This is a genomic window from Sphingobacterium sp. UBA5639, assembly GCF_002421245.1.
GTDB lineage: Bacteria > Bacteroidota > Bacteroidia > Sphingobacteriales > Sphingobacteriaceae > Sphingobacterium > Sphingobacterium multivorum.
In genome coordinates this window covers 1-25,354 of the sequence record NZ_DIJR01000026.1, presented here as the reverse complement: position 1 = coordinate 25,354, position 25,354 = coordinate 1, and the positions used below count along the sequence as shown (strand labels likewise).

Annotated in this window: 19 protein-coding genes; 10 read left to right on the top strand and 9 right to left on the bottom strand. The window is 37.2% G+C overall.

The features are described 5' to 3' along the window. Nucleotides 1-115 precede the first annotated feature (115 nt). Nucleotides 116-964 (bottom strand): helix-turn-helix domain-containing protein, encoded by an 849-nt coding sequence (locus B4Z90_RS16095; protein ID WP_115047403.1) that lies wholly within the window; start codon nt 962-964, stop codon nt 116-118. 199 nt (nt 965-1,163) lie between these two features. On the opposite strand from B4Z90_RS16095, the gene aroE reads away from it, so the two are divergent. Next, a complete protein-coding gene (gene aroE / locus B4Z90_RS16090; RefSeq protein ID WP_201303573.1) occupies nt 1,164-1,949 on the top strand; it encodes a shikimate dehydrogenase in 786 nt (261 codons plus the stop codon). 1,121 nt (nt 1,950-3,070) lie between these two features. On the opposite strand, the gene B4Z90_RS16085 is transcribed toward aroE, so the two are convergent. After that, nucleotides 3,071-4,459: a hypothetical protein gene (locus B4Z90_RS16085; RefSeq protein ID WP_286802761.1), complete on the bottom strand. Its 1,389-nt coding sequence runs from the start codon at nt 4,457-4,459 to the stop codon at nt 3,071-3,073. Beyond that, nucleotides 4,422-5,132: an acylneuraminate cytidylyltransferase family protein gene (locus tag B4Z90_RS16080; RefSeq protein ID WP_112375667.1), complete on the bottom strand. Its 711-nt coding sequence runs from the start codon at nt 5,130-5,132 to the stop codon at nt 4,422-4,424. The genes B4Z90_RS16085 and B4Z90_RS16080 overlap by 38 nt, the downstream gene beginning before the upstream one ends. A gap of 418 nt (nt 5,133-5,550) precedes the next feature. Here B4Z90_RS16080 and B4Z90_RS16075 point away from each other — a divergent pair, with 418 nt between their 5' ends. The 8 genes from B4Z90_RS16075 to B4Z90_RS16040 all read left to right on the top strand — a co-directional run bounded on the left by B4Z90_RS16075 (nt 5,551) and on the right by B4Z90_RS16040 (nt 13,912). Further along, the gene (locus tag B4Z90_RS16075; protein ID WP_286802760.1) at nt 5,551-7,200 is read left to right on the top strand and encodes a vitamin K epoxide reductase family protein; all 1,650 of its coding nucleotides are present in this window, start codon (nt 5,551-5,553) and stop codon (nt 7,198-7,200) included. 181 nt (nt 7,201-7,381) lie between these two features. After that, the gene (locus B4Z90_RS16070; RefSeq protein ID WP_286802758.1) at nt 7,382-7,567 is read left to right on the top strand and encodes a hypothetical protein; all 186 of its coding nucleotides are present in this window, start codon (nt 7,382-7,384) and stop codon (nt 7,565-7,567) included. Between the two features lie 12 nt (nt 7,568-7,579). Next, a complete protein-coding gene (locus B4Z90_RS16065; protein ID WP_286802757.1) occupies nt 7,580-7,822 on the top strand; it encodes a hypothetical protein in 243 nt (80 codons plus the stop codon). Between the two features lie 106 nt (nt 7,823-7,928). Continuing rightward, nucleotides 7,929-8,993, top strand: a complete 1,065-nt coding sequence (locus B4Z90_RS16060; protein ID WP_286802755.1) for a TlpA disulfide reductase family protein — start codon at nt 7,929-7,931, stop codon at nt 8,991-8,993. A gap of 99 nt (nt 8,994-9,092) precedes the next feature. Next, a complete protein-coding gene (locus B4Z90_RS16055; RefSeq protein WP_286802753.1) occupies nt 9,093-9,761 on the top strand; it encodes a hypothetical protein in 669 nt (222 codons plus the stop codon). After that, a complete protein-coding gene (locus B4Z90_RS16050; RefSeq protein WP_112375672.1) occupies nt 9,751-10,416 on the top strand; it encodes a glycosyl transferase in 666 nt (221 codons plus the stop codon). The genes B4Z90_RS16055 and B4Z90_RS16050 overlap by 11 nt, the downstream gene beginning before the upstream one ends. 31 nt (nt 10,417-10,447) lie before the next feature. Next, nucleotides 10,448-12,631: a peptidase domain-containing ABC transporter gene (locus B4Z90_RS16045; RefSeq protein ID WP_286802750.1), complete on the top strand. Its 2,184-nt coding sequence runs from the start codon at nt 10,448-10,450 to the stop codon at nt 12,629-12,631. A gap of 3 nt (nt 12,632-12,634) precedes the next feature. Then, a complete protein-coding gene (locus B4Z90_RS16040; protein ID WP_286802748.1) occupies nt 12,635-13,912 on the top strand; it encodes an HlyD family efflux transporter periplasmic adaptor subunit in 1,278 nt (425 codons plus the stop codon). Between the two features lie 735 nt (nt 13,913-14,647). Here the strand turns inward: B4Z90_RS16040 and B4Z90_RS16035 are convergent. The 6 genes from B4Z90_RS16035 to B4Z90_RS16010 form a co-directional block, all read right to left on the bottom strand. Then, nucleotides 14,648-16,225 (bottom strand): sulfatase, encoded by a 1,578-nt coding sequence (locus B4Z90_RS16035; RefSeq protein ID WP_286802747.1) that lies wholly within the window; start codon nt 16,223-16,225, stop codon nt 14,648-14,650. Beyond that, nucleotides 16,212-17,615 (bottom strand): alpha-L-fucosidase, encoded by a 1,404-nt coding sequence (locus B4Z90_RS16030; RefSeq protein ID WP_075991594.1) that lies wholly within the window; start codon nt 17,613-17,615, stop codon nt 16,212-16,214. The genes B4Z90_RS16035 and B4Z90_RS16030 overlap by 14 nt, the downstream gene beginning before the upstream one ends. After that, the gene (locus tag B4Z90_RS16025; protein ID WP_120336615.1) at nt 17,602-19,080 is read right to left on the bottom strand and encodes a RagB/SusD family nutrient uptake outer membrane protein; all 1,479 of its coding nucleotides are present in this window, start codon (nt 19,078-19,080) and stop codon (nt 17,602-17,604) included. Before B4Z90_RS16025 ends, B4Z90_RS16030 begins: the two co-directional genes overlap by 14 nt. An 11-nt stretch (nt 19,081-19,091) precedes the next feature. Further along, complete coding sequence (locus tag B4Z90_RS16020; protein WP_286802746.1) at nt 19,092-22,382, bottom strand: TonB-dependent receptor; 3,291 nt, start codon at nt 22,380-22,382, stop codon at nt 19,092-19,094. Nucleotides 22,383-22,540: 158 nt separating this feature from the next. Further along, a complete protein-coding gene (locus tag B4Z90_RS16015; protein ID WP_286802744.1) occupies nt 22,541-23,716 on the bottom strand; it encodes a FecR family protein in 1,176 nt (391 codons plus the stop codon). Between the two features lie 45 nt (nt 23,717-23,761). Further along, on the bottom strand, nt 23,762-24,355 hold the full coding sequence (locus B4Z90_RS16010; RefSeq protein ID WP_286802742.1) for an RNA polymerase sigma factor: 594 nt from the start codon (nt 24,353-24,355) through the stop codon (nt 23,762-23,764). A gap of 300 nt (nt 24,356-24,655) precedes the next feature. Between B4Z90_RS16010 and B4Z90_RS16005 the strand changes: the two genes are divergently transcribed. Then, on the top strand, nt 24,656-25,192 hold the full coding sequence (locus tag B4Z90_RS16005; protein WP_286802740.1) for an RNA polymerase sigma-70 factor: 537 nt from the start codon (nt 24,656-24,658) through the stop codon (nt 25,190-25,192). Nucleotides 25,193-25,354 lie beyond the last annotated feature (162 nt).

The following is a 25,354-nucleotide window of genomic DNA, read 5'->3' as shown; positions in this document are numbered from 1 at the left end:
CGATAAATTCTTTTATAATTAATTACCGACTATTTTTCGATATGAAATCATGGAAATATATCTTAAAAGTGTTTTTTCGATGATTTTTTTGACAGTTAAAGGTTATTATAGATGCTTAAACTGTATTTTCAAGGTGTAAATTTCTATATACTTTTGGGGTCAGACCTATATGGTTTTTAAAAAATTTGTTTAAATGGCTTTCATCGGTAAAACCAAATTCATATACGATCTGCGATAGTGAAACGGTCGGAACAGTTAATCGAGTTTGAATTAAGTTTATGCGGTATTCGTTGACATAATTTCGATAACTTATACCAAACTTTTTTTTGAAATAATCACTGAAATAACTATTTGCAATAGAGAAGTGAGCGGCGATGTTTTTAATCTGAATAATTGACGGTTGGTAGATATGTTGATGTATGAAGGAAATGAGCTCTTCTTTACCGGGCTGACCATTGTCAATTCTTATATGAAGTTTAGCAGCAGCTTCGCTAATTAAGACTAAGATAGATCGTATCTGATAAAATATGAGCGCTGAACGAGAGATATCCTTCGAAAATTTGTACAATACTATATTCTCAATAATATTTCGAAGTATAGCATTGGGAGGTTCATCTATTTTTAATTTCACTTCCTTTAATAACTTATTCTTCATTATTCGGACAGGTTCATATAAATTGAAATTATCTACTGTATGCTGTGAGTGTTCTGACAGATATGCGTCTGTGAACTTTATAAATGTGAAGTGAGTACTTTTGTTTATCTCAAAATAATGTTCGTCTTCTGGACTTATTATAAACAGATCTCCTTCCCCATATTGAAACCTATTATTGTTCAGTAAATGAATGCCACTACCTTTGTGGATATAAACCAGTTCATAATAAGTATGGCTATGAAGGGGTAAATGAAAAGTCTTTTCTTCATAATCATGAATAACGAGTTGATCAAACTGTATTTTCTTCATTTTAAAAGTGCTTACGATAAAAATACAAAAAATACCTTTAAATATACCTGGGCGTGGCGCCGGTAATATGCAATCTTTGTAATAGAAGATTTATCATTTTGTATCAATTACTTTATTTCACATTTATGCAAGATAACATTGATTTTTTGCCTTTTATTACGGGCTCTTTTGCCAAACCAGCTTCTGAGATCCAACTGTAATGATGATTGAAGCAGCTTATAGATATCACAGTATCAACGCTCGTTATCTGAATTGCGAGGTTGAGCCTATGCATCTGGCAGATGCTATCAAAGGAGCAAAAGCCATGGGATGGATTGGTTTCAATTGTTCTATTCCACACAAAATAGCGGTCGTTCCATATCTTGATGAATTAGGAGGCTCTGCACGATTGATAGGTGCGGTTAATACTGTAGTTAGAAGGGGGAACCTTTGGATAGGTGAGAATACAGATGGAAAAGGATTTTTAAAAGCGCTAGAAATTATTGAAGATCCTAAGGACAAGTGTATTACAATATTTGGTGCTGGAGGCGCTGCTCGCGCAATTGCAGTTGAATTGGCGTTAGCGGGAGCCCATACAATTATTATTGTAAATAGGGACAAATCTAAAGGTGAAGAACTTGCCGATCTGATAAATAGTAATACTAAAACTAACGCGTTATTTAACTGTTGGGAAGGAAGGTATAAGATAAAATTATCAACGAATATTTTGATCAATGCAACTAGTGTAGGGCTGTTTCCCAATGTGGATCAAAAACTCGATATTGAATTTGATCTTATCGGAAAGGAGATGATTATCGCAGATGTTATACCCAATCCCCCAGATACTCATTTTATAAGAACCGCTCGAGAAAAGGGATGTAGCGTTTTAAATGGTCTTAGTATGCTCGTTAATCAAGGCAGAATAGCAATTAAATATTGGATGGATATGGACGTCGAGCCTTCTGTTATGCATTCAGCGTTGGCCAATGTTTTAAAAATACACTAATGATCAAATTTAAACGTGTAGAGCATATACTCATAAGTGTTCCTTTAGGCGGGCTAGCTTCAGCGCAAAGGTTTTATGCTGAGATATTGCGTTTGAATCAAATCCTTGGTAATCATCCCAGGGGGGCTATTTGGTTTGAAATCGGAGATATCCAGCTTCATATTCGTGAAGAAAAGTACCATCAAACAAATTCTGATATACATCCTGCGTTTGAAGTTTTCGACTTATCCCATGCTAAATTATTTTTGAAGAATCAGAATATAATCGTAAAATACTCGTCCAAGATAGATGGTCGAGAACGATTTTTTTTTCGAGATCCATTCGGAAATAGGTTTGAATTGATCGAATATCTAAGGTGCTAATATAGTGTAAACTTTACAGAAAAGGTATTATTTCCACATCGTAGGTACCATCTGATTTCTTGTGGTGTTCATAAACTTTTGCGCTGACGGTTGCTATAGTTTTTTCTTTAGCAGGTGAAAAATCCCGTTAGATATCTTTTTACGTGAAGTTCAATAAAAAACTATGCAAAACAGGCTGAAATGGTGTGATTCTCCTAGACCTTTACATCGTCGGAAAACGATGCGTAGAAACGAAAAAAGTCGCTTTTCTATATAGAAAAGCGACTTTTTTGTTCTGTGCTCCCACCTGGGCTCGAACCAGGGACCAAAAGATTATGAGTCTAATAGTCGGTACCTCATTACCTGACACAAAAACGTTGTTTCTAGCTTGCTAAGGCAATATATTGAATATTTTTTACTTATCAAAATTTGGTACTGTTACACTATCGTTACATAATTTGCAGTGAAAACGATAAATTAAATAAGTTTAGATACCCTTAAGATGTTGCTCGGAAAAAAAACATTAATAAAATCCTCATAATTAATTAAGGTTCTAAAGATGCAAATCAATAGAAATGGTTAACCTGCGAGATAAAATTTCCGGCTATATATATTTTGGGGTTTTGGTGCATATTTACAACAGAACGTTCGATTGATCTTTCCCTGTTGAGATTAATTGTAATATTTTTCTGAGGTTACAGTTTGACCCATTTATGTATAGGTTGACTATCCTGTTTAAATATCACATTTAACCATTTAATGAGTTTCTAGACCAAGTTTTTAGTTGAATTTTTTAAAGAAATCCAGTCCATTGTTTATAGCAATGTCTCCTGTAGCGAAAAAATAATCCTGCTTTTCTTTACGAATTATATTAAAATTTTCTTTGTAAACAGATTGGTTGTCGATGATAGAACACATATCTACCTTTGCTTGTTCGATTGTTTTGGCTATATATCCTAGCTTCTTTCCTTTTATATCTTGCGGGTAATAAGGAACAGAAGATAGCTCCAAAACAATAGGGATGACGTTATGAACCAAACCTTCCATAAGTGTTGAAGAAAATGTGGAGACGCCGATTTTCGTTAGTGAAAATATACTACTTAGATCTCCACTGCTTTTTATTTCTATATTTGGAAATTGGCTGAATTTACTAACCCAGCTTTGTTCAATAGTAAACTCGGGATGCTCACGAACCCATACTTTATATTTTGGAAAGCTCTCTGCACACCATAATGCAAATTCTAAAATATTTTCGAAGTATTGCTCATTTAAAATAATAATCGGAGCTTGTAGAAAAAAGGTAATTATATTTTCTTTTGTCAATTTTGGAACTTTATAGCAATATCCTATTGATACAAATTCTGGGTCTGAGTTATATTTCTTCCAGAGCCCATTGAATATATTTCCCCAGGTAAGAAAGTAGTCGTATGTCATATTACGGAATCTAGAATGCATTACTGAAGGCCAACCTTGTTGTAGACATAGAGTCTGAATTTGAATCTGTTTTCCAATTATAGCCAGTGCTTCCATTTCTGAATGGCAGCCCTCCAAAAGAACTATACATTTTGGTTTTAATGCAGAGAGGTATCCCATAAAATTATTAGTAAACCAAAACAAATAGGGAAAGTTTCTCTGCAAAAATGATTGATGAAAACACTTGAAATCGCTTCTCAAACAAAATTCAATAAAAATAATATTTTGATTTTCAGTACTAAAATTTCCTAAATCAAAATTATAGAAAATAACTGTTTTTTCCTGAATCCTTTCTAGTATTGGAAGAAAATAGTAAAGCTGTCTTATGTTATAACAATAGAAACATACAGCTCCGTTATATTCCTCAAGATAATCCATATCTGTAATAGCTTTACAGGGGACTGTTTCTATATAACCTATTTCGTTTGAATTCGGAAGCAACGGTTTCAGATCATTGTTCCAGATAAGTCTTTTGAGATTTTTTTTTGTATTTCTCTTTAATCGTTCATTATTATATTCATCTCTATAAAAGAAAAAGATATGTGTCCATAATGTATTGATTATTGTCTTGGAAAAATCTAGCCTTTCTAAATTAATAGCTGCTTTATTAATATGCTGACATCTGTTGATAAATAGGAGTAACAGTTCCTCTACCGTTTCAATAAACTCGAGGTAATAATCTTTTTTTTTCTTCATTTTGCAAATATTTAACATATGTTTCTGCTATTTCCCAATCGATCGGTTCATCAATTTCGATAGCGAATGGGCTGGTTATTTCGACTGTACCGACTGTTCCAGAAATCAGTTGTTTACTTTGTAATATGGCCTGAATGGTGCTTCCATATATTGCACCAGATTCAATTAAATAGCCTTTATAATCCTGTCTCCTAGGTTTATTTTCCCAATTATAATCCAAAGAATCGCCATCTTCCGTCCACCTAAAATGTTTTAATCTAAGACATGATAAAACTGAATCGTATTGATTATCAATTATTTTGGCAATAACTGCCTGTATGTCATATACGGAAGTTTGGGGCGATGTTGCCTGTAACAATATGAGTTTATCATTTTGGAGGTAAGTGTGTTCATTTAAAAATTCAAGAACTACGTCTGTAGTTGGCGAATTATCATCAGCATTTTTATTGCTTCGGTGAAACAAAAGTACTTTATTCGGATATACTTCAACGAGAATTTTTTTTATAATATCATCGTTTGTAGCCACCCATATTTCATCGAATTTATGAGTTTTTAAGGCAGTGTCTAAAATCCATTGAAACAGTGGTTTACCGTTAAAATATTTATGGTTCTTTCCAATGATACCTTTACTACCTTTTCTGAGAGGTATAAATGCAATAAGCTTATTTGTCATACATAATCTTTTTTGTCGTTTTAATGGGTTATTCTTTGGAGAATATTCATTTAATATATGTGACTTATATTTATAATTATATTTTATATTGTTGATTTTTGATTGTGAAAATGCTGTAATTGAAATTTATGAAATTTATTTTTTTTATTTAACTTATTTATGTATATTCGTTTTATGTAGAACATAATCCAAATAATTACCTAAAGTTAACAAAATATTATATGAATTCTATTTTGGTTTAAAATAAATATTGAGTAAATATTTTTCTTTTCTGAACTTATTTTAGTTTATAAATTTTTATGTGATTTACAGGAGAGTATTATGCAGTATTATTTTATTGTCAAGTGGTAATTGTAAAGGGGGGGATCAATAAATTATGAAAAAGTTACAATAAATAACCTTAATATTTTAATTAAGAATGTTACGCAATTTTATTAATACAAATGTTTATGAAAATAATCTGACATTAGTTTGTCAGCATATCTTAAATCATTACGGAATTAAAAATACATTTTCTGGAGTTAGTACTCTGATAGATGAACACACTGAATATCCCTCATTATTGTCAATTATAGATACCTTGTCAGAATATGGCATTGAGAGTGCTGCCATCCGAAAAGGAGACTATAATTATAATGATTTTGAACTACCATTTATTTGTTCAATCCAACAGCCATATTGGCCTCAAGCTTGTTTCACAGTTGTGACTAAAATTGATGGCGATGAGATTAATTATTTAGATCCTGTTCAGAAAATCGAAGTATCTGCTTCGGTTAATGATTTTAGTAATATTGATAAGGATATCGTTTTGTTGGTTGATGCTTCCACTTCAAAGGATGAATTGTATTATCAGAAAAACAGACAGATTGAAAAACGCAGCTTTTTTAAGAAGCTTGTACTCCTTTTAATATTTGTGATAGCATGGTCTTTTAGCATCGGATATGCTGTATTAAACGATGTTCCGCCAATAAGTGCCTTTTCCGTCCTATTTTTTCTACTAAATACGATAGGAAGTATAGTAAGTCTTTTGCTTCTATGGCATGATATAGATGCTCATAATCCATTTTTGAAACAAGTCTGCGGCGGGCATGCCGGTAGTTTTAATTGTGATGCCGTTCTGAAATCAAAAGGCGCTTCTTTTATTGGATTAAGCTGGTCTGTTATTGGATTTAGTTATTTCACTACGATGATATTGTCGCAGTTACTTTTTGGTCTTACAAATATTCTTTATTTATCCTATTGGGCATTATTTTCCTTATTGGCCGTCCCTTATACACTCTATTCTGTCTACTATCAGTGGAAGACAGTTAAGCAATGGTGTCCCCTATGCTTGATGGTACAAGGAGTGTTATTTCTTTCTGCAATTAACTTTGCTATTTACATTTACTTCAATGGTTTAAATTCTTTATCGATTTTTCCCCTTATGACCTTATTAACCATTGGAGGGGGGATGCTGAGTTTAAGCTCTAGTTTGGTTCCAGTTTTCAAGGGGAGTAAAGAAAATCAAGAACACAAAAGAAAATGGCATCAGTTACGGTATAATAGAGATATTTTTCAAATATTGCTACAAAAGCAACCCGCCATTACCTTACCAGTGGAAGGTCTCGGAGTACAGATTGGTAATCTAAATGCGGACTATGAGATCATCAAAGTCTGTAATCCATATTGTGGGCCTTGCGCTAAAGCCCATCCTGAACTCGAGGAGCTTATAAGATCGAATAATAATATTAAAGTTAGGGTTATTTTTACGGCAACAGGGGAAGATAATGATATTAAGACTGCACCCGTTCGGCATCTATTGGCAATACAGGAACGGGATGGTCACAATAAGCTCTCCGAGGCATTGGATGATTGGTACCATTCAGAAATTAAAGATTATACATCCTTCGCAGATAGATATCCGATGAATGGTGAGCTGGAAAAGCAGAAACATAAAATTGAGGCTATGCGTGTATGGTGTGATAACATGAAAATAAGGGTAACACCTACTTTCTATATCAATGGCCACGAGCTTCCTGATTCTTACCGGATTTATGATTTAAAACATATACTCAAAAATACTACGTAGTTGATGTTCGGTATTGATTGCAACAAACCGAGCAACAGAAGGCTCCCTGTAAAAGGCCCTCCATTTTGATGCCCAGGAGCTAATGGACATTATAAACTTAAATATTAAATGAATGAAGAAAATCAATTTAAAGTCAATTAAGACAGAGGAACTTCTTTCCAGAGATCAATTAAAACAGATTATGGGAGGATTTACCGGGAGCGGTGGCAGCGGTACTGGTGTTGTCTGTTCAGCAACTGCTTCATGTGGTGATGGTCGTACATTATCATGTAATGGTTATGCAAACGGATGCGCTGGTGTTGATGGACCAAATGGATATGTGGCCTGCCAAACTCAGGATGGTACAATGAAAACTACGAGATGTTAAAAAGTAAAAGTTATGAAAAAAATCAGTTTAAAAACTATTAATAATCAAGAAATTCTTTCCAGGAAAGAATTGAAAAACATTATGGGCGGTTTCACTGGAAGTGGAGGAGGTAGCGGTGTGGGATCCTCTTGTTCTGTGACATGCAAAGACAAGGATAACACTAAGCTTACAAACGATTGCGGGTATGGTGTATCCTGTTCAACGGATGAGAATAACATATATTGTGACGGGAAAGTTGCTAAGACTTGTCCTTAATAATTGATCGTTAATAAATAAGGGGTCGTCGTAGTTAATGACGATCCCTATCTTAAATAAATAATAAGATATGAGAGGTTTCTCAATTTTGTGCATTCTCTTTTTTATGGCAGGAGCACTATTGGCCCAGAGCCAAAAATATTCAGTCAAAGGTAGGTTAAAAGGTTTGGGAAACCAAATGGTCTATCTGAGTAACAAAGGTGCAGCATATAGTAATATAAAAAAGCTAAAAATTATAGATTCATGCTACAGCAAAAATGATACTTTCCTATTAGAAGGGATTATTGCTGAACCGGATTTTTATTCCATAGAAGTTCCATCGTTAAATATTGGTTGGCAAACTTTTATTTTAGAGAATACGGAGTATACTATCACCGGCCAAATAGATTCTTTACATAAAGCCAAAATTGAAGGTGGTCCGCAACAGTCTGCTTATCATGATTATCAAGATAGAATTGAAAAACCTTTTAATGAAAAATATTTTTTTTATCGGGAAAAAAATGATGAAAGTAAGGATGTTAATCTCTATAAGGACTCCTTAGCTAACCTCATGATACAATTTAATCATGACTTTTTAAATTTTATTAAAGCAAATTCAGATATGTTTATTGGGTTTAATAGGCTCTATTCATACGCTGGTATGAAAATGCTCACAGATTCTACGCAACTAGCTGCTTTTAAGTCATTGAGTCCCGAATTAAAAAGAAGAGGAATAGAAAAAGGGCTTGATGTTCGTATAAGGGGCGGTCTCAAGGTGGGAGATTATTTACCCGATTTTACAATGGAAGATATAAGCGGGCAAAAAGTTACATTATCGGCCAGTTATAGAAAATATGTGCTGGTTGATTTTTGGGCAAGCTGGTGCGCCCCATGTATTGAAGAACTGAATAAAATAGGGAAATGGTATAATAAAGAAAACTCTTTAGACTTTGAGATCATTGGTGTTTCTGTGGACGTGGATAGGTCCAACTGGATCTCGGCATTGGAAAAATATAAATATCCCTGGATTCAGGTATCGGATTTAATGGGATCGAGCAGTGATTTTTTTAATAGATGTGGTATCAGGTCTATCCCACATAATTTTTTAGTTGACCAAAATGGCCAAATCGTCCGTGTTAATATAAATTCTGAACAATTACACCAATTCCTGAAAGAGAAACATTGTTATTGATCGTTTCTATTCTGAAGCATAATATGATGGTGCTGTTGATACAGGTTTATTAGATGAAAGCATCATTAACACTTTGTTATAATTTTAAGGGATTTTAATATGAAAGAAAACATACCAGTTTTTGCGATTAACCTGGAGGATAGGATTGATCGGAGGGATCATATCCTTAAGCAATTCGCCGGAAAATCTGAATTTGAATTTACACTTTTTAAAGCTGTTAGACATAAAATAGGTGCAGTAGGTCTATGGAGGACAGTATATAATATTGTAAAAGAAGCAGGAGCTAAACAATTACCTTATATTATAGTGTGCGAAGACGACCATTGTTTTACACCCCATTACAACGTTGCTGAATTAAGAAATACAATAGCGAAAGCAGAGCATTTGTGCAGTGATATTTTATTGGGCGGGGTGAGCCATTTTGAAGATGCTGTACAGGTGGAACAGGAACTTTTTTGGCTCAATCATTTTACAGGTTTTCAATTTGCGATCATTTATAAAAGATTTTTTCAAAGAATTCTAGCACTGAGATTTAATGATGATGATGATATTGACCTGAAAATAAGTGAAATAAGTGGTGGAATACATTGTATGTATCCCTTTATTTCTATTCAGGAAGAGTTCGGCTATTCAGACGTAACAATCAAAAACGCAGAACCTGGGATCGTGGAAGAGTATTTTGTTAAATCTCAAAAGAGACTGGAAACACTGTCATTTTTGCGGGGCCATTTCGATAATCTCCATAATAATAAGGAAAATGGAAAATAACATTACTATACCTACTTATATTATTAATATTCCCGAAAGAAAGGATAGGCTAAAGCATATTTTAGCCCAATTTGATGGTAGAAATGAATTTGATGTACAAGTAGTGGAGGCTTCCGTGCATACTAATGGCGCCATAGGTCTATGGATGAGTATCTGTAGGGTTATACAAATGGCGATTGAAAGTGATGAGGATGTCATTATTCTTTGTGAGGACGACCATCAGTTTACACCGTATTATGAAACTGAAAAATTTCTGTCCGCTATTTACGAAGCACATCGTTTAGGTGCTAATTTTTTGCTTGGTGGAATTATTGGAGGGTACAGTAATATGCTTCCTCTTCAGTCGGGAATAACATGGATTGACACTTTTTGGGGAACGCAGTTTGTCGTAGTTTTCAGGTCTTTTTTTGAAACTATTTTGGCCGAGCCTTTTTCGGAAGAGGATGTGGCGGACGGCAAGTTTTCAGAAATGACCAGCAATAAGTTTGTTATGTATCCAATGATTTCCATTCAAAAAGAATTCGGGTACTCGGACATCACGGCTTTATATAACGTAAATGGACACCTACAGCATGTTATCCAATCTGCTATCATTAGAATGGATAAAATTCATGAGGTATATCATAGCCATCCGTTTGATAGTGTAAAACAGTAAATTTATTGTATAAACCATATAAAACTCCTAAGTGATAAAACGTTTTCCATATTATAAACAGATGGACATGATGGATTGTGGGGCTACCTGTCTGCGAATGATATTTAAATATTATGGTCAGTCTGTCTCCATACACAAAATACGAAAGCTCTGTCAAACCACCAATACGGGAGTCAATCTGCTGGGGATCAGTGAAGCGGCTGAAAAGCTTGGGTTCCGTACCTATGGTGTAAGGTTGAGCCTTGAACAGCTTAAAGAAGTGGAACTCCCCTGTATTCTACATTGGAATCAGAATCATTTTGTGATTCTTCACAGGATCAGGAAGGGAAGGTACTTTGTTGCTGATCCGGCAATTGGGCTCGTTGCCTACGGGGAAAGCGAATTTGCCAAAAGCTGGTATTCCACCAAGGAGCTACATTCCGGATTATCACTTCTGTTAAGTCCGGGGCCTAATTTTTATCAGCTAGATGATGAGACTGAACTGACGTTGGGGTGGGGGAAGATGTTTACCTATTTCTATAGGTATAAAAAGCTTTTCCTACAATTGTTTCTTGGGATGATTTTGGGCACAATTCTACAGTTGGTCACACCCTTCCTGACCCAATCGGTCGTTGACATTGGAATCAATAGTAAGAATATCAGTTTTATCAACTTGATCCTGACTGCTCAGCTCATGCTCTTTGTTGGGAGCACCTCGGTTTCTTTTATGCGTTCATGGATCATGCTGCATATCAGTACACGGGTAAATATTTCCATTTTGACGGACCTGCTTATCAAGATCATGAAACTTCCCATGTCTTTTTTTGATTTGAAAACTCATGGTGATCTGATGCAGCGGATGTCTGATCAACAGCGTATTGAGTCTTTTCTTACAGGAAATACATTAAATACCCTATTTTCCTTAGTCAATATGCTGATCTTTGGGGGCTTGCTGGCTATCTACAATACAACAATTTTTATTATATTTTTTGCTGCCACTGTATTATATACGCTATGGATTCTGTTTTTTATGAATTACAGACGCGAACTGGATCAAAAAAGATTCAAAATTTCATCGGAGAACCAAACCTATATGGTTGAAATGATCCAAAGTATCAAAGATATTAAATTAAATAATGCTCAGAAACAAAAACGCTGGGGCTGGGAGGCACTACAGGCCAAGCTATTCCAGTTCAGAGTAAAAAGTCTGGCACTGTCGCAATATCAATCACTCGGGTCAATGGCAATCAACCAGACGAAGGGAATCCTGATCACGTATATCAGTGCCAAAGCAGTCATTGATGGTAATATAACGTTAGGGGGAATGATGGCAATACAATATATTGTCGGTATGGTTAACAGTCCTGTCGAGTCCTTATTGAGTTTCATGCAATCCTATCAGGATGCCAAAATTAGTATGGAACGTCTGAATGAGATATACGAGACTGATGAAGAAGAAAATCTTCATAAAGATTATCTTTCAAAATTACCGGTGCGGAAAGATATTGAGATCCGTAACCTGACCTTCCGTTACTATGGAGCGGGTAATGAACCTATATTTCATAAACTCAACCTGTCCTTTCCTGCGGGTAAAACAACGGCAATAGTAGGAGCGAGCGGTAGTGGTAAAACAACCATATTAAAGCTGTTATTGAGATTTTATGATTATGAAAAAGGCGAGATTCTTGTAGGAGGTAGACGCCTCGAGCAGTTGGATTTTTCTTTATGGCGTGAGAGTTGTGGCGCCGTGTTACAGGACAACTATATTTATGCTGATACTATCGAGCGCAATATTGCAATCAATGACGAGTTTCCAAATGAACAACGTTTACAGCATGCGATCGAAACTGCCAATCTGAATGATTTTATAGCAGAGCAGCCTTTTGGGATATCAACTAGGATAGGTATCGGCGGTAAGGGTATAAGTCAGGGGCAAAGACAACGGCTCATGATAGCTCGCGCCGTATATAAGGAGCCGGAATTTATTTTCTTGGACGAGGCTACGAATTCACTTGATGCCAATAATGAGAAGCTCATCATTGAGAATCTGGATCGTTTTTTCCAGAGACGAACAGTAGTTGTTGTTGCTCACCGTCTAAGTACAGTAAAAAACGCAGACAATATTGTTGTGATCGAAAAGGGAACAATTGTCGAGCAGGGGACGCACATAGAGCTAACCCGATTAAAAGGACGATATTTTGAATTGGTAAAAAATCAATTGGAACTAGGGAATTAAGGTATGAAAAAATCGATTATGATTAATGAGAATCTTCATTCGGAAGATTTACAGGAAATTATCGCCAAACCACCTTCCTGGCTGTTGAAACGGGGTATCTCTTTGATACTAGGGATAGTACTGTTGATGTTGGGATTATCCATATTTATACGTTTTCCAGAAATTGTTGCAAGTGCTGTGAAATTCAATAGTATCAATGCGCCGAAGGCTATCATGAGTCGAAATAATGGTACTCTTGTTAAAATATTGGTCGGGGACGGAGAATGGGTAAAGCCAGGTACTGAACTCGCTTATCTGGAAAGTACCGCAGATCACGGCCAGGTGACAACTCTGCTGGAACGCTTACAAAATCTGAAAAAAGTAAAAAACGAGAGTTATAATCTAGAAAGTCTAATTGACCCGGCTAAACTTAACTTAGGAGAATTGCAGGCAGGATATCAGAATTTTTATTTAGCTTATCTGAATTATAGAGCAGCAAGCGAGGATGGGATTTACCAAAAGAGAAAAGGAGCTTTAGTAAAGGAATTGACTAATCTGGCGAGACAGTATGAAAAAGCAACGCAATCATTTAAGCTACAGCAGCAGCAGCTGAAACTTGCAGAAGAAGAGTTCGAAAAGTACGAATTGCTCGCTCAAAAGAAAATTATTAGTCCTTCTGAACTACGTGAGAAGGAAGCATTGCTACTGGCAAAGAGGCAAACTATTCCTCAGATAGAAAATAATTTAATTGGTTATGAAGGAAATATGCTCGCTAAAAATAGAGAATTAACAGACCTTAGCAACCAGATCGATGAAGAGCGTAAAAAATTTGTACAGGCACTGAATAGCTTTATAAGTGAGGCCGAAACCTGGAAACGGCAGTTTATATTAACGAGCCCAGTAAACGGTAAACTTATCTATGGCTCCTTTTTGCAAGAAAACCAACAGGTTAAGATGGATCAGCCCCTTTTTTACGTCAATCCAAATAATGAACAGTATTACGGGGAACTCCTTCTACCACAAGTGGTATCTGCAAAAGTTAAAAAAGAACAAAAAGTATTGATAAAAGTTCGAAGTTATCCATATCAGGATTATGGCTACTTGAATGGAAAAATAGATTATATATCAGATATTCCAATGCAGGACAGTGTCTTTTTCGCCAAAGTTTCGCTTATTCGTTCTGTTACTGATTCATTGATTATTTTGAAGCCCGGAATATTTGGTGATGCAGAGATCATTACGGAAGATAAATCAATTTTTAATAGAATATGGGATAATCTAACCAAGAATCTGAAGTTTTAGCTTAGACATTACAAATATCAAAGAAATATGAATGGATTGAAAACCCGACTTCTTTTTATACGGATAGCCGTGTTCTACGTAAGCTATTTCAGGTGTCGAAATATTGGAGTCCTTATTCGTGTTCCTGGAATGGTTTTGTTAATTATATTATTACATATCGAGATCCAGGTTCAGCTACAGGAGGGGGTGTATTTACTGTACAAAGTGACCTCTCCCCAAATTTAGGAGTGTTCTAAAGTAGAAAATTCTGCTGTTTTGACCTGTGTTTCGATAAACATTTCAGGAGCCATATACCCTAAACAGCTGTGGAGTCTGAAGGTGAGTACTCTTCCACCTATCGACATCTTTGGAAATAAACTCGATCCATTATCCTGATGGATTTTCCTGAGTATTGGCTGCCGGCATAACATGAGTTCTTCTGAACCAAACTTTCCATAAGTGTTGACGATAATGTGGAGAGGCTGGTTTTTGTTAGCAAAAATTTTTTACTTAAATCTTCACTGCTTTTATTTTGATATTAATAAATCGTTGAATTCATTAATCCAGCTTTGGTCGATAGCCGACTTGAGATACCCACTAATCCAGACGTTATATTCTGGAAGGCGCTCTAAATACTATATTGCAAATTTTAGAGTTTTTTCGAAGTATTGAAATTTAGAAAGAAGGAAGAGGAGAAAACTTCCTTCTTTTCTAAATTTCAATACTTTTAAAATAAGATTTTTACATCTAGGTTTCTTAATCTATTTGATCTGGAAAGGGAATTTGCTGTCCTGTAGCCTTATAAGTAGGCAACTGTGCTTTCCAGGTCCGGAGCTGATCTGAAAGCAATTTGCTGAGTTCCTTGGTTTTTCCTTTCATTTTTGGGGCTAGGTTATTCAGCTCTCCAATATCGTTCCGGAGATTGTAGAGTTCCAATTTCCCATTTTTCATATCGTAAAGCAGCTTATAGTCTCCCTGTCGTACAGCGGAAAAGAAATTGATCCCCGGGCCATCAGGTACAGTCCATTTATTGGGAATATTCCATACCAAAGGGCGGCTATTCCAATTGTCGGATTTATTTCCTTCTAGAAGCGGCAATAGGTTTTTTCCGTCGGATTTATCTTGGACCAGCTGATAGTTGTCTATTTTGGCCAAGCTGAGTATTGTCGGAAAGAGATCTTCGACCATAACAGGGGTAGCATCCGTATTGGCAGGATGCTGTTTGGCCTGTTTGATTAATAAGGGGATTCGGATACCGCCTTCGTAAACGGAGCCTTTGCCAGCTTTTAAGGGTAGATTTTGGGTATGGCTCGGTCCAGACCGCATCGGGCTGAGGCTAAGTCCGCCATTGTCGCTCAGGAAAATAATGACAGTATTATCGTACAGGTTCTTGTCTTTGAGAAATTGTACGATATCGCCCATGCTCTTGTCATAGCCTTCGACTAAGGAAGCATAAGCCGCTTCAGTGGAATCTAAGCCACGGTCGAGGTATTTTTGTACAAAGCGTGGATCGGGTTGGATCGGGACATGCACCGCATAGTTGGAAAAATTAAGGAAAAAAGGTTCCTTACGGCGTATAGGTTCCTCCAGTGCCTTGAGGGCCTCCCGGGTTAACGCTTCCGTTAGAAATGTGGGTGTACTGTGATATTCCATGAGATCGGGAACTGCCTGGTAACCTGCTTTTCCAGGAAGGTTACCATAATTTTGCTCGCCATAATAGTTTTGTGGATGTCCGGCGGAGTGCCCTGCAATATTGACCATAAAGCCCAAATTCAAAGGACTTGCACCTGGTGTTCCGGCAGACCCCCAGTGTGCTTTGCCCACATGAATGGTATAGTAACCATTGGCCTTGAGGATGCTTGGAAATGGAGTGGCATATATCGTATGTGGAACATTGGGCACAGGACTCAATCCGTTGATATTCCAATCCGGTGGATTCAACAATTCATCTTTGCTATCTGTCGGCGTGTCAGCCTTGGGATGGGTCCAATTGGTGACACGATGATGAGCAGCATTTAAACCGGTCAGAAAGCTCACCCGGGAAGGTGTGCACACCGGTGTTGCATACGCATTGGTAAATTTAATGGATTCTTTGGCCAATGTTTCGAGATAGGGGGTATGAAACTTTTCGTTGATTGGCGTTTTGACCTTGTAAAATGGTTCGGACATGTCCTGCCAACCTAGGTCGTCCACAAAAAACACGACAATATTGGGGCGTTCTGTTGTGGGACCAAGTTGTGCCTTGCGTTGGCTCTGCGCCTGCAGCAATAACCCCATATTTGTAAATAGGGTCGCTAATAGGATAAATTTGCTATTTTTCTTAAAAAGTATCATAAGCATTAAAAGTATGAATAATAGGTTGGCCAATGGCCTTATCTATTGTTAGTTTAATTTGTGTACAGCGAATGGGGCCTTTCAATTGAATGATACATTTGTTACCAACGGACGAACCCGTAAATAGTGTTTGCCATCCCTGCTTTGTTTTCGCAGTAATGTGGAAAGCACGTATACGTTGTCCTTGATCAAGGCTTTCTTCAATCATTAACTGGGTAACAGCTTTCGCCTTTTTAAAGCGAATAAGCTCTTGTTTTGGGTCTAGATCCTTTATCGGACTACCATATTGACGTTTGATCTCACTTCCTAGTTCTTCTAATCGCCGCCGATCTATTTGCGGCACAAGCCCCAGGGTGTCGGGTGTAACTCCTAAGATCAAAGTTGCATTTCTGCCGACAGACTTTTGATACATATCCACAAGGTGGTTAAGAGAAAATACCGAATTTTCGTCATTTGGTTCCCAAAACCATTCGTGTCGACCGTTTGCTCCGCGGAGCGGGGCATCAGCCATTGCAGGCATAAAATAGGTTCCATCCGGATCACCGGTTTTTAAGAGTAAGAAATCGTTTGTGGAAATTGCCCTTGGACAACTCTCTCCTGCGCCGGTATAAGGAAAAGGAAACATAGACCAGCATGGATAATGTACTGTTCCAGACTCGGAACCGCCCCATCTTGCTTCTGCCAGTTCGTCGTTATGATAGAAAAGGCAATTAGGTTGATATTTTTTTACAATTGGGAGCACATTTGGAGCACCTTTCTCAGGGCTGCTGGCTCCACCATCAAACCAAATCTCAAACAGTGGACCGTACCATGTGCATAGCTCCTGTACCATTCCCTCGACCATTTTATTATAGTATTTTTGCCGTTCTATTTGCTGCTGTCCAGTACCGATTGCTTTAAAATCGTGAATACCAAGGTAAGCGTTCCAACGAATCCCTACATAAATACCTGGTTTTATCCCGTGTTTGATACAGGCTTTTATAAAATCACCAACAAGATCTTCTTTCCCGTTTTTCCACCCTAAAGCACTCGTGTTATAGGGATTGACTTTTGAGGGATAAAGGGCAAATCCAGTTTCATGAGTCGCGGTAATGAGTGCGAATTTAGCCCCTGCTAATTTTGCGCTCAGCACCCATTGCTCGACATCCAGTTGTTGCGGCTGGAAAATGTGTATATCAGGAACCGGAACAATACGATTGGATTGCTGTTGATATGCCTTCCGGTCAAAGACATGCAGATCATAGTGAAAGATGATACCAAATTCGGCTCTCTGCCAAGCAAGCTGCTGTTTATTTGGGAGGGCGACAACTTGAGCATATATGCTTGGGCAGGAAAGCCCAAGCATGATAATAAACAGCAATAAATCGTGGTATGGTTTAGTAACCCTCATTTTGCGTTAAATTTGGGTTTGCATCAATTTGTTGGAGCGGGATAGGATAAACGACCTGGTATTCTTTGGCTGCATAACCTCGCTCTTTGGCTGACTGGATAAATTTTCCATGTCGAATCAAGTCTTCGCGACGCAATCCTTCAGAAAAGAACTCTCGCCCACGTTCCGCCAGTAGAAAATCACGCAACAATAATTTGTTAGTATAGTCTGCTAATTTGAGTAAAGTTGTATTGGCACGTTGACGAACCTGATTGATGAGGTCGATACTCTCTTGATTAGGACCATTTAGCTCATTAAGTGCTTCAGCACGACTTAAAAGAACATCGGCATAACGTATGTAGACAATATCGTTACCCATATTTTCGCCCACACCGTTTGGATCTGGCCAGTATTTGAAGCTTCGTACATCATTGAGGGCTTTACCATTGTTATCCTCGAGCAATTCCACATTTTTACCAGAGATATCGGTATAGTTTCGTATGAGCAGTTCACGTCTTTTATCGTTCGATTCAAAGGTTTTGTAAAATGCACTATACGTACGGAATTGTGCACCGAAATTGACCCAGTTGGTGAGAATAGGGTAGTTTGGTGGGAAAGCATGTGCCATGTAGTTATTTTGATAGCCTGCTTGTGCGATACAAGGTGCCCTAAAGATATATTCTTTATTGCTTTCACCTTCAATGGCAAAAAGTCGTGGATAATTACTATAAAGTTCATATTGATGAAGATCTATAATTTCCTGTGTGACATCTGCGAGTTTTTGCCAATTTTTTTCTTTTAGATAAATTTTCATTAGATAACCTAAGGCAGCACCTTTTGTTGCCCTGCCTATTGGACTTTCTGTAAGCGGTAAATATTGTTTGGCAAATTCAAGGTCACTGATGATATAGTTGACAAAGACATCTCGGTCGGCTCTTTTGGCATTTTTTCCAATTTCTTCGATCTCTTGGGGACTGGCGCCGACGGGGATATCAATCAAGGGGGTAGGGCCGAATAAATTATAGAGGAAATAATAAGATGACGAGCGGATAAACTTGGCTTCGGCTTGTATTTTGTTGAGTTTGGCCGGGTCTAAGCCATTGAGCTGATTGGATAGAATGATAACCGAATTTGCACTGGCAATGGCTTTATACATTTTCTCCCAGAATGAATTTAAAAAACTATTATTGACAGACCAATTAAACTGGATAAATGGAGCGGCATCTTTTTCAAGGCCACCACCCGTTTCAAAGGCAATATCTGTGTTGAACTCATTCATCATATAGGTATAGTTACGATGATCATAAGCAATAATACGGGATTGCGCATAAGCTCCTGTAAGCAGTGCATCAATGCCAGTCTCATCGGCTAAGAATTTGTTGGGGTCGTATTCTGTATATACTTCTTCTTTCAAAAATGAATTGCAGCCTATCGTCGATAGGGACAGCAATAATATGGTGAGATATTTGAGTTTTAATGTTGTCATGTTAGTCGAATTTAGAGTGTAAGATTTAATCCCAATCGAATTGTGCGTGCTAAGGGGTAGCTATTGTAGCTCACTTTGGAAACGGCACTAGTTCCTGTCGCACTTGCGTCAGGATCATAACCTTTATATTTGGTCCAAGTTGCCAAATTCTCTAGTGCCAGAAATATATTGACGCGATTGACTGATTTTCCATTTTTCAATACCTCGTAGTTTAAATTGATATTTTTGAGTCTTAAAAACGATGCATCTCTTACAGTCATTGAATTGATAATATAGTCGCCACCATAGGCTGTAGGGTTTACGCCGCTCGGATATTGATTGGTTGGGTTTTCTGGTGTCCACCTATTCAGGTAGTATTCGGATAACCTGTTGCGATATTCGTTGGTAGGATAGAGGGTTTCGGTGATATTGGCGTCTAACATACTAATTCCGCCTACGTATTGAAGTAGGAAGTCCAGTGAAACATTTTTATACTTGAACGTATTGGAAAGGCTCAGATTGATGGAAGGGAAAGGTTTTCCTAAAATAGTTCGATCTTTTAAGTCTATTTTCCCATCTTGGTTCTGATCTTTAAAGCGAATATGCCCCGGCTTTGCTTCAGGTTGTGCTGAATTTTTTATCTCCGCATCGTTCTGAAATATTCCCTCCGTCTCATACCCATAGAAAGATAACATGGGTTGACCCCGTTCTACAAGTTGATAGTTGGAGATAAAACTGGCAATAGATCCCGTAATAAGTTGTGGAATAAAATCTGGTAGCTCTTTGACTTCATTTTTTAGTAAAGCCAAATTAAATAGACTGTTCCATTGCCATTGATCACGAATAATATTTTTGCTGTTTAATTGAAAATCAATACCACGGTTTTCAACATTTCCAAAATTGACCATGTAGTTACTAAAACCCACCACTGAAGAAATGGGCTTACTGAACAGTTGATCCTTAGTGTTACGTTTGTACGCGTCGACAGATCCCGTAATTCGCCCACGCAAAAGCTCAAAATCTAATCCTAGATTTATTTCTTCCGTAGATTCCCACCGTAGATTTTTATTAGGTAGTCTCGCTGGGACAACACCCTGATAAATCTTATCACCAAAGACAGCATTTCCCGACGCGACCAAGGTGTTGATTGTTTGGTAATTGTCTATTCCTTGGTTTCCTAATCGTCCATATCCAAATCTCAGTTTAAGCGTGGTCCCATTTTCTTTCAAATGGGAAAGAAAATCTTCATCCGTTAATTTCCATGCAAAAGCTCCGGAAGGAAAAAATGCAAACTTGTTTTCTTCAGAAAAGCGCGATGTACCATCTGAACGCAAAGAGGCTGTAATAAAATAACGATCGTTAAAATTATAATTGATACGGCCTAATACACCATTGAGTCTGTTTCGGCTTTTACTAGAGCTTACATTGTCGCCTTTATCACCATCTCCACTCTGTAAAAGGTTGTAAGAAGTGATGTCAGATAAAAATTTCATTGAACTGGCTCCCACGCCTTCACTTTGAAACTCTTCAAATGTTGTTCCCAATAAGAAAGCCAATTGATGTTTTCCAATTTTTTTATTGTAGTTGAGTAAAAACTCGCCCAACCATTGGTGGCCACTTGACGCATTTTTTGAACCCAATCCGCCATTGGCAAGACCGTTTATGGTCGATCGGTCCGTATAACTGGAGTTCATCATGTTGGCGGTACTTCCACCAACACGTAATGTTGCTGTAAAGTCGGTAAAAGGTTTAATTTCTGCGGTAATCAATCCGTAAAAGGTGTTGGAGATATTTCTATTCTCCTTACCATTGATTAGGGCCAATGGATTGTCTAAAGCGATAAAGTTATTAAGGTAGTATCGACCATGTTCATTGAGGTATGCCGGTAGGGTGGGGTCAAATTGCAGTGCGCTATTGAGCGGGCCCGCGGCTTCATTCACGCCATTGGATGTATAGATTGCTTGCTGGTTACCACGGGTATAATTTCCGTTTATATTGAATTTTATATAATCCTTTGGTCGAAATTCCAGATTTGTTCTGAAATTAATTTTAGCGTAGCCCGAGTTTTTTACTAGACCATCTTGGTTGAAATAATTTAGAGCGGTATAGAAATTACTCTTAACCCCACCGCCGGAAAAGCTAAGTTGATGATTCTGTACGACCGCATTTTTTCTAAATATTTCATTCTGCCAATTGGTTCCTTCTCCCATGTTGTTGATCTGGTCTTCCGTAAAAATGGCGTCTTTGTTTGCGTCTTTTCGGATAGCATTCAGAACTTGCATGTACTGCTTTCCGTTAAGGACATCCAATTTTTTTGATACATTTTGAAACCCGATATAACTATCATATTTCGCTATAGCTGTGCCAGATTTTCCTTTTTTTGTTGTAATAAGCACTACACCGCTAGCCGCACGAGTACCATAAATAGCAGCTGCTGAGGCATCTTTTAAGATGTCTATTGATTCGATATCATCCGGGCTTAAGCTACTTGGATCGATACCAGGTAGCCCATCTACGACAATCAAGGCATCATTACTACTATTGATGGAACCGGCACCCCTGACCTGTATTTTGGTTCCTGCCCCAGGCGCCGAATTGGTTTGGCTGATGGTTACACCTGGTGCCTTACCATTGATCAACTGAAGGGCGTTGATGTTGGATCCTTGCGTGAAATCCTTAGCTTGAACGGCAGAAATTGAACCCGTGAGGTCTGATTTTTTTTGAACACCATAGCCCACAACAACGACTTCTTCCATTTCATTGATTTGAGGCTCTAAAGTAATGTCGAGCTGTTGGGACCGTTGAAAAGATATTGTTTTCTCTTTAAATCCAATAAAATTAATGCGAAGCTCACCACTGGACGGAGTCTTGGCAAATTGAAAATCACCATGTTCGTCTGTCGCCACAGATTGTCCGGTACCGACGAGCAGAATAGTGGCTCCGGCAATAGGCTTTCCAGTATTGTCTTTTAATTTGCCCCGAAGATCCTGTTGAAATGTGTTGTCTTTTGCAGCTGTGGTTGAAGCAGAAGCATTGGGATGGATCAAAATTGCATTATTACGCACGCTATAGGTCAATTGCTGATCGGCTAGTAATATGCGTAGTGCTTCGGCTAAAGGCTTGTTGGTAATGCTGAGATTCATTTTTTTGTCTTCATCAATTTGTTGAGAATTGTAAAGAAAGTCTTTGCCACTCTGTTTTCTAATCTTTGTTAAAATAGATTTGAAGCTTTCCCCTTTCACATGTAGCGAAATGTTTTGTCCATAGCTATTTGCACTGACATGGAACGTGGCTATTACTAGAAACAGGATAATCAGTTTCATAAAAATCATAGTTTTTACGATAATCCTGGTCGTAGGATATCGAAATGAATAAGAAGTTTTATACATTTGAACTGGATAAATTGATTAATAATTTTCGTTTTGTTTGTCGTTATCTAACTGCGGGAGTGTTGGAGCACTTCCGTTTTTTTATTTAAAGTTTATTTATTGGTTACATAAATGCCTCCTTCTTTTATGTTGAATCTCAGGTTGGAAACTTCCTCTAGATTTTTGAGTAGATCACTTAGTTCATTGGTGCGCCGATAGGTTCCTGAAAATCTATCCCCGCTTTGTGAGCTGATCTTAATAAATTTAACATCATACCAGTCTCTAATTTGTTCGGTTAATTGATAAATATCCACATTCTCGAATTTAAAATAGCCTTGCTGCCATGCCAGGATATCCGTTGTATCTATTTCGGTTTTTTTAGGCGTTGCAGTTTCTCCGTATGCTTGCTGCCCAGGAGAAAGGTGGATCACAGTCTTTGGACTACTAACCTTTACTTTCCCTTCCAGTAATGAAATCCTTTCTATACTGTTAGGGTAACTTTGGATATTAAAATGTGTTCCCAGGACCTCGGTAGTATAATGTAATCCTTGGACAGAGAAGGGCTGTCGATCGAGATGAGTGACCTCAAAATACCCTTCGCCGACTAATTGTACCTGACGTTCCTTTTCGTTAAAGCTTCTCGGAAACGTAATCTGTGAATTGCTATTGATCCATACTTTTGAACCGTCAGGTAGAACAAGTGCTTGTGTTTGCCCTTTTTGGGTTTGAATAGTCAATTTCGTGTTGTTGGCTAAAACATGTTTGTCGTCTTGTCTAAAAACAAGAGTGCCCGCTGAATCCTTGACAATCCCATAGGTTTTGAACTCGGATTGCTTCAATGGGATGTTGTTGCCGTTAGTGTTATTGCTGGCATAAATGAGACCGCTATGTTTTTTCAGAAAGATTTGATTTACTGTTGTGTTGTGTTGAGGGTTCTCATCCTTATCTTTGTCGGTAAGCGTAAATAAAAGTGTCGCAAGAGAAATTATACCAATGAAAATGGCTGCATAAGGAAGGAAGGTTTTCCAACGGCTATTTTTTATGGCACCAGTTTGATACGGGGTATCTTGAACTAAATGCGCATGGATATTGGACCAAATCTTGTCTTTTTTATTTTTTTCCAGCGCGACTTCCTTGGAATATTTGAGGTAAAATTTGTCAAATTTAGCCAAAAGATCGGCACTGGAATTAGTGGTCAATAGAACTATTAATTGTCGTTCCTGTTCTGGACTAAGCTTATTTTCGAGATAGTCTTTGACTAAGTTTTCAAACTCAGAATTGGTCATCATGATATTGGTCTTTATTATAAGAACAATATTGAGTTGGGCTAAGGACTAGTCGATGAAAAAAAAAGTAAAAAATAATAAGGGATAGATGATCGAAGAATCTCCAGGGGTACGCTTGAGTTCTTCTTTGATAAATTTTAAAGAAGACACCAAATGATTTTTTACGGTATTTGTCGAAATGGATAACTGTTGCGCTATTTCCTGATGTGACAGTCCCTCGAATCGACTCATACGAAATACGAGCTGTTGTTTTGTGGGTAGCTTTTGAACCAATTGTTCCAGTGCTTCGTTCACTTCTTTTTCCGCCAAAGGGTCTTGTTCAAAAATGCAATCATGAGATCCTTCGGAGCATAGGGGTTCGAAGAGGTTATGGTATCTTTTAAGCTGTTTGAGCCTATTGAAGCATTTGTTTCGACTGATTACATAGATAAATGTTCGAATATTGCTGTCTATATCTATTTTTTCTCTTGAGTCCCATAGCTGGAGAAAAGTATCCTGTACAATTTCTTCCGCAATCTGCTCATCCTTTAAAATATGATGCGCAAATTGGTAAACCATTTGCGCATATTTATCATAAAGTATCTTCAGGGCAATTTGATTACCCTGGGATAATTTGTACAATATGACAATTTCATCGCTCAAATCTGATCGATTATAGGCTATAAATATTATTAATTCTCATAATCTACGTTTTCATCGATTCATTCTTAAAAGACGTAAACTTAATATAGTGCCAAGTTAATGAAAAGAGCGTTATGATTGCGTGTAATAAGCAAAATTTTCTGATTATTTTATTTAAAAATTTTATAGATCATTTTATACATTTATAAAAAAATGTTAATATTGTACTTATGTAATACATAATATTGTTGGCATTTTTCATAATTTAACCAATTAGTCTTAAACATCTGCTAACCATTGAAGAACAATTTAATTACCGATATGGAATCGAATCAAATGGAAAGTCAAGTAGAGTACAATATTTTGCGCTGTCTAAAAGACGGAGATATGCAAGCATTTTCCTTAGTTTATAATTTTTATTGGGATGGCCTCTATAACTTTGCTTTACGATTGATGAAGGAAGAATCACTAGCACAAGATGTTTTACATGATGTCTTTACCGAGTTGTGGGCACGTCATAAACGATTAAACATCGAGTCGTCGTTAAAAGATTATTTATTCATTTGTATAAGAAACAGATGTTTTAAACTGCTGGGGAAATTACGTCGGTTAAATGAAGTAGAGGAACACCTGTTGTTAGACATAGCTGTTGAGCATGATGAGCTTTCGTATAAAGAACTTTCTGATCAGCTTGATGGCTTACTAGAGAGACTTCCTACCAAAACAAGGGCAATATTTATCATGAGTCGCGAAGATGATTTATCCTACAGACAAATCGCCAAAAAAATGAACCTTAGTATCAAATCTGTCGAATATCATATATCAAAAGTCTTGAATAAATTACGAAAAGCCTTATAATTATATTAACCTTTTCGTTATTTTGTCGTATTAACAAATTAAAATCTTTCAAATTCATCTGTATTCTAAGCATATGCCCATAAACGATAGAGAAGATATAAAAAAACATACTTTTGATCGTATTCTAACAACGATTAGTCGAAAGAAACGTAAAAAGCGTTT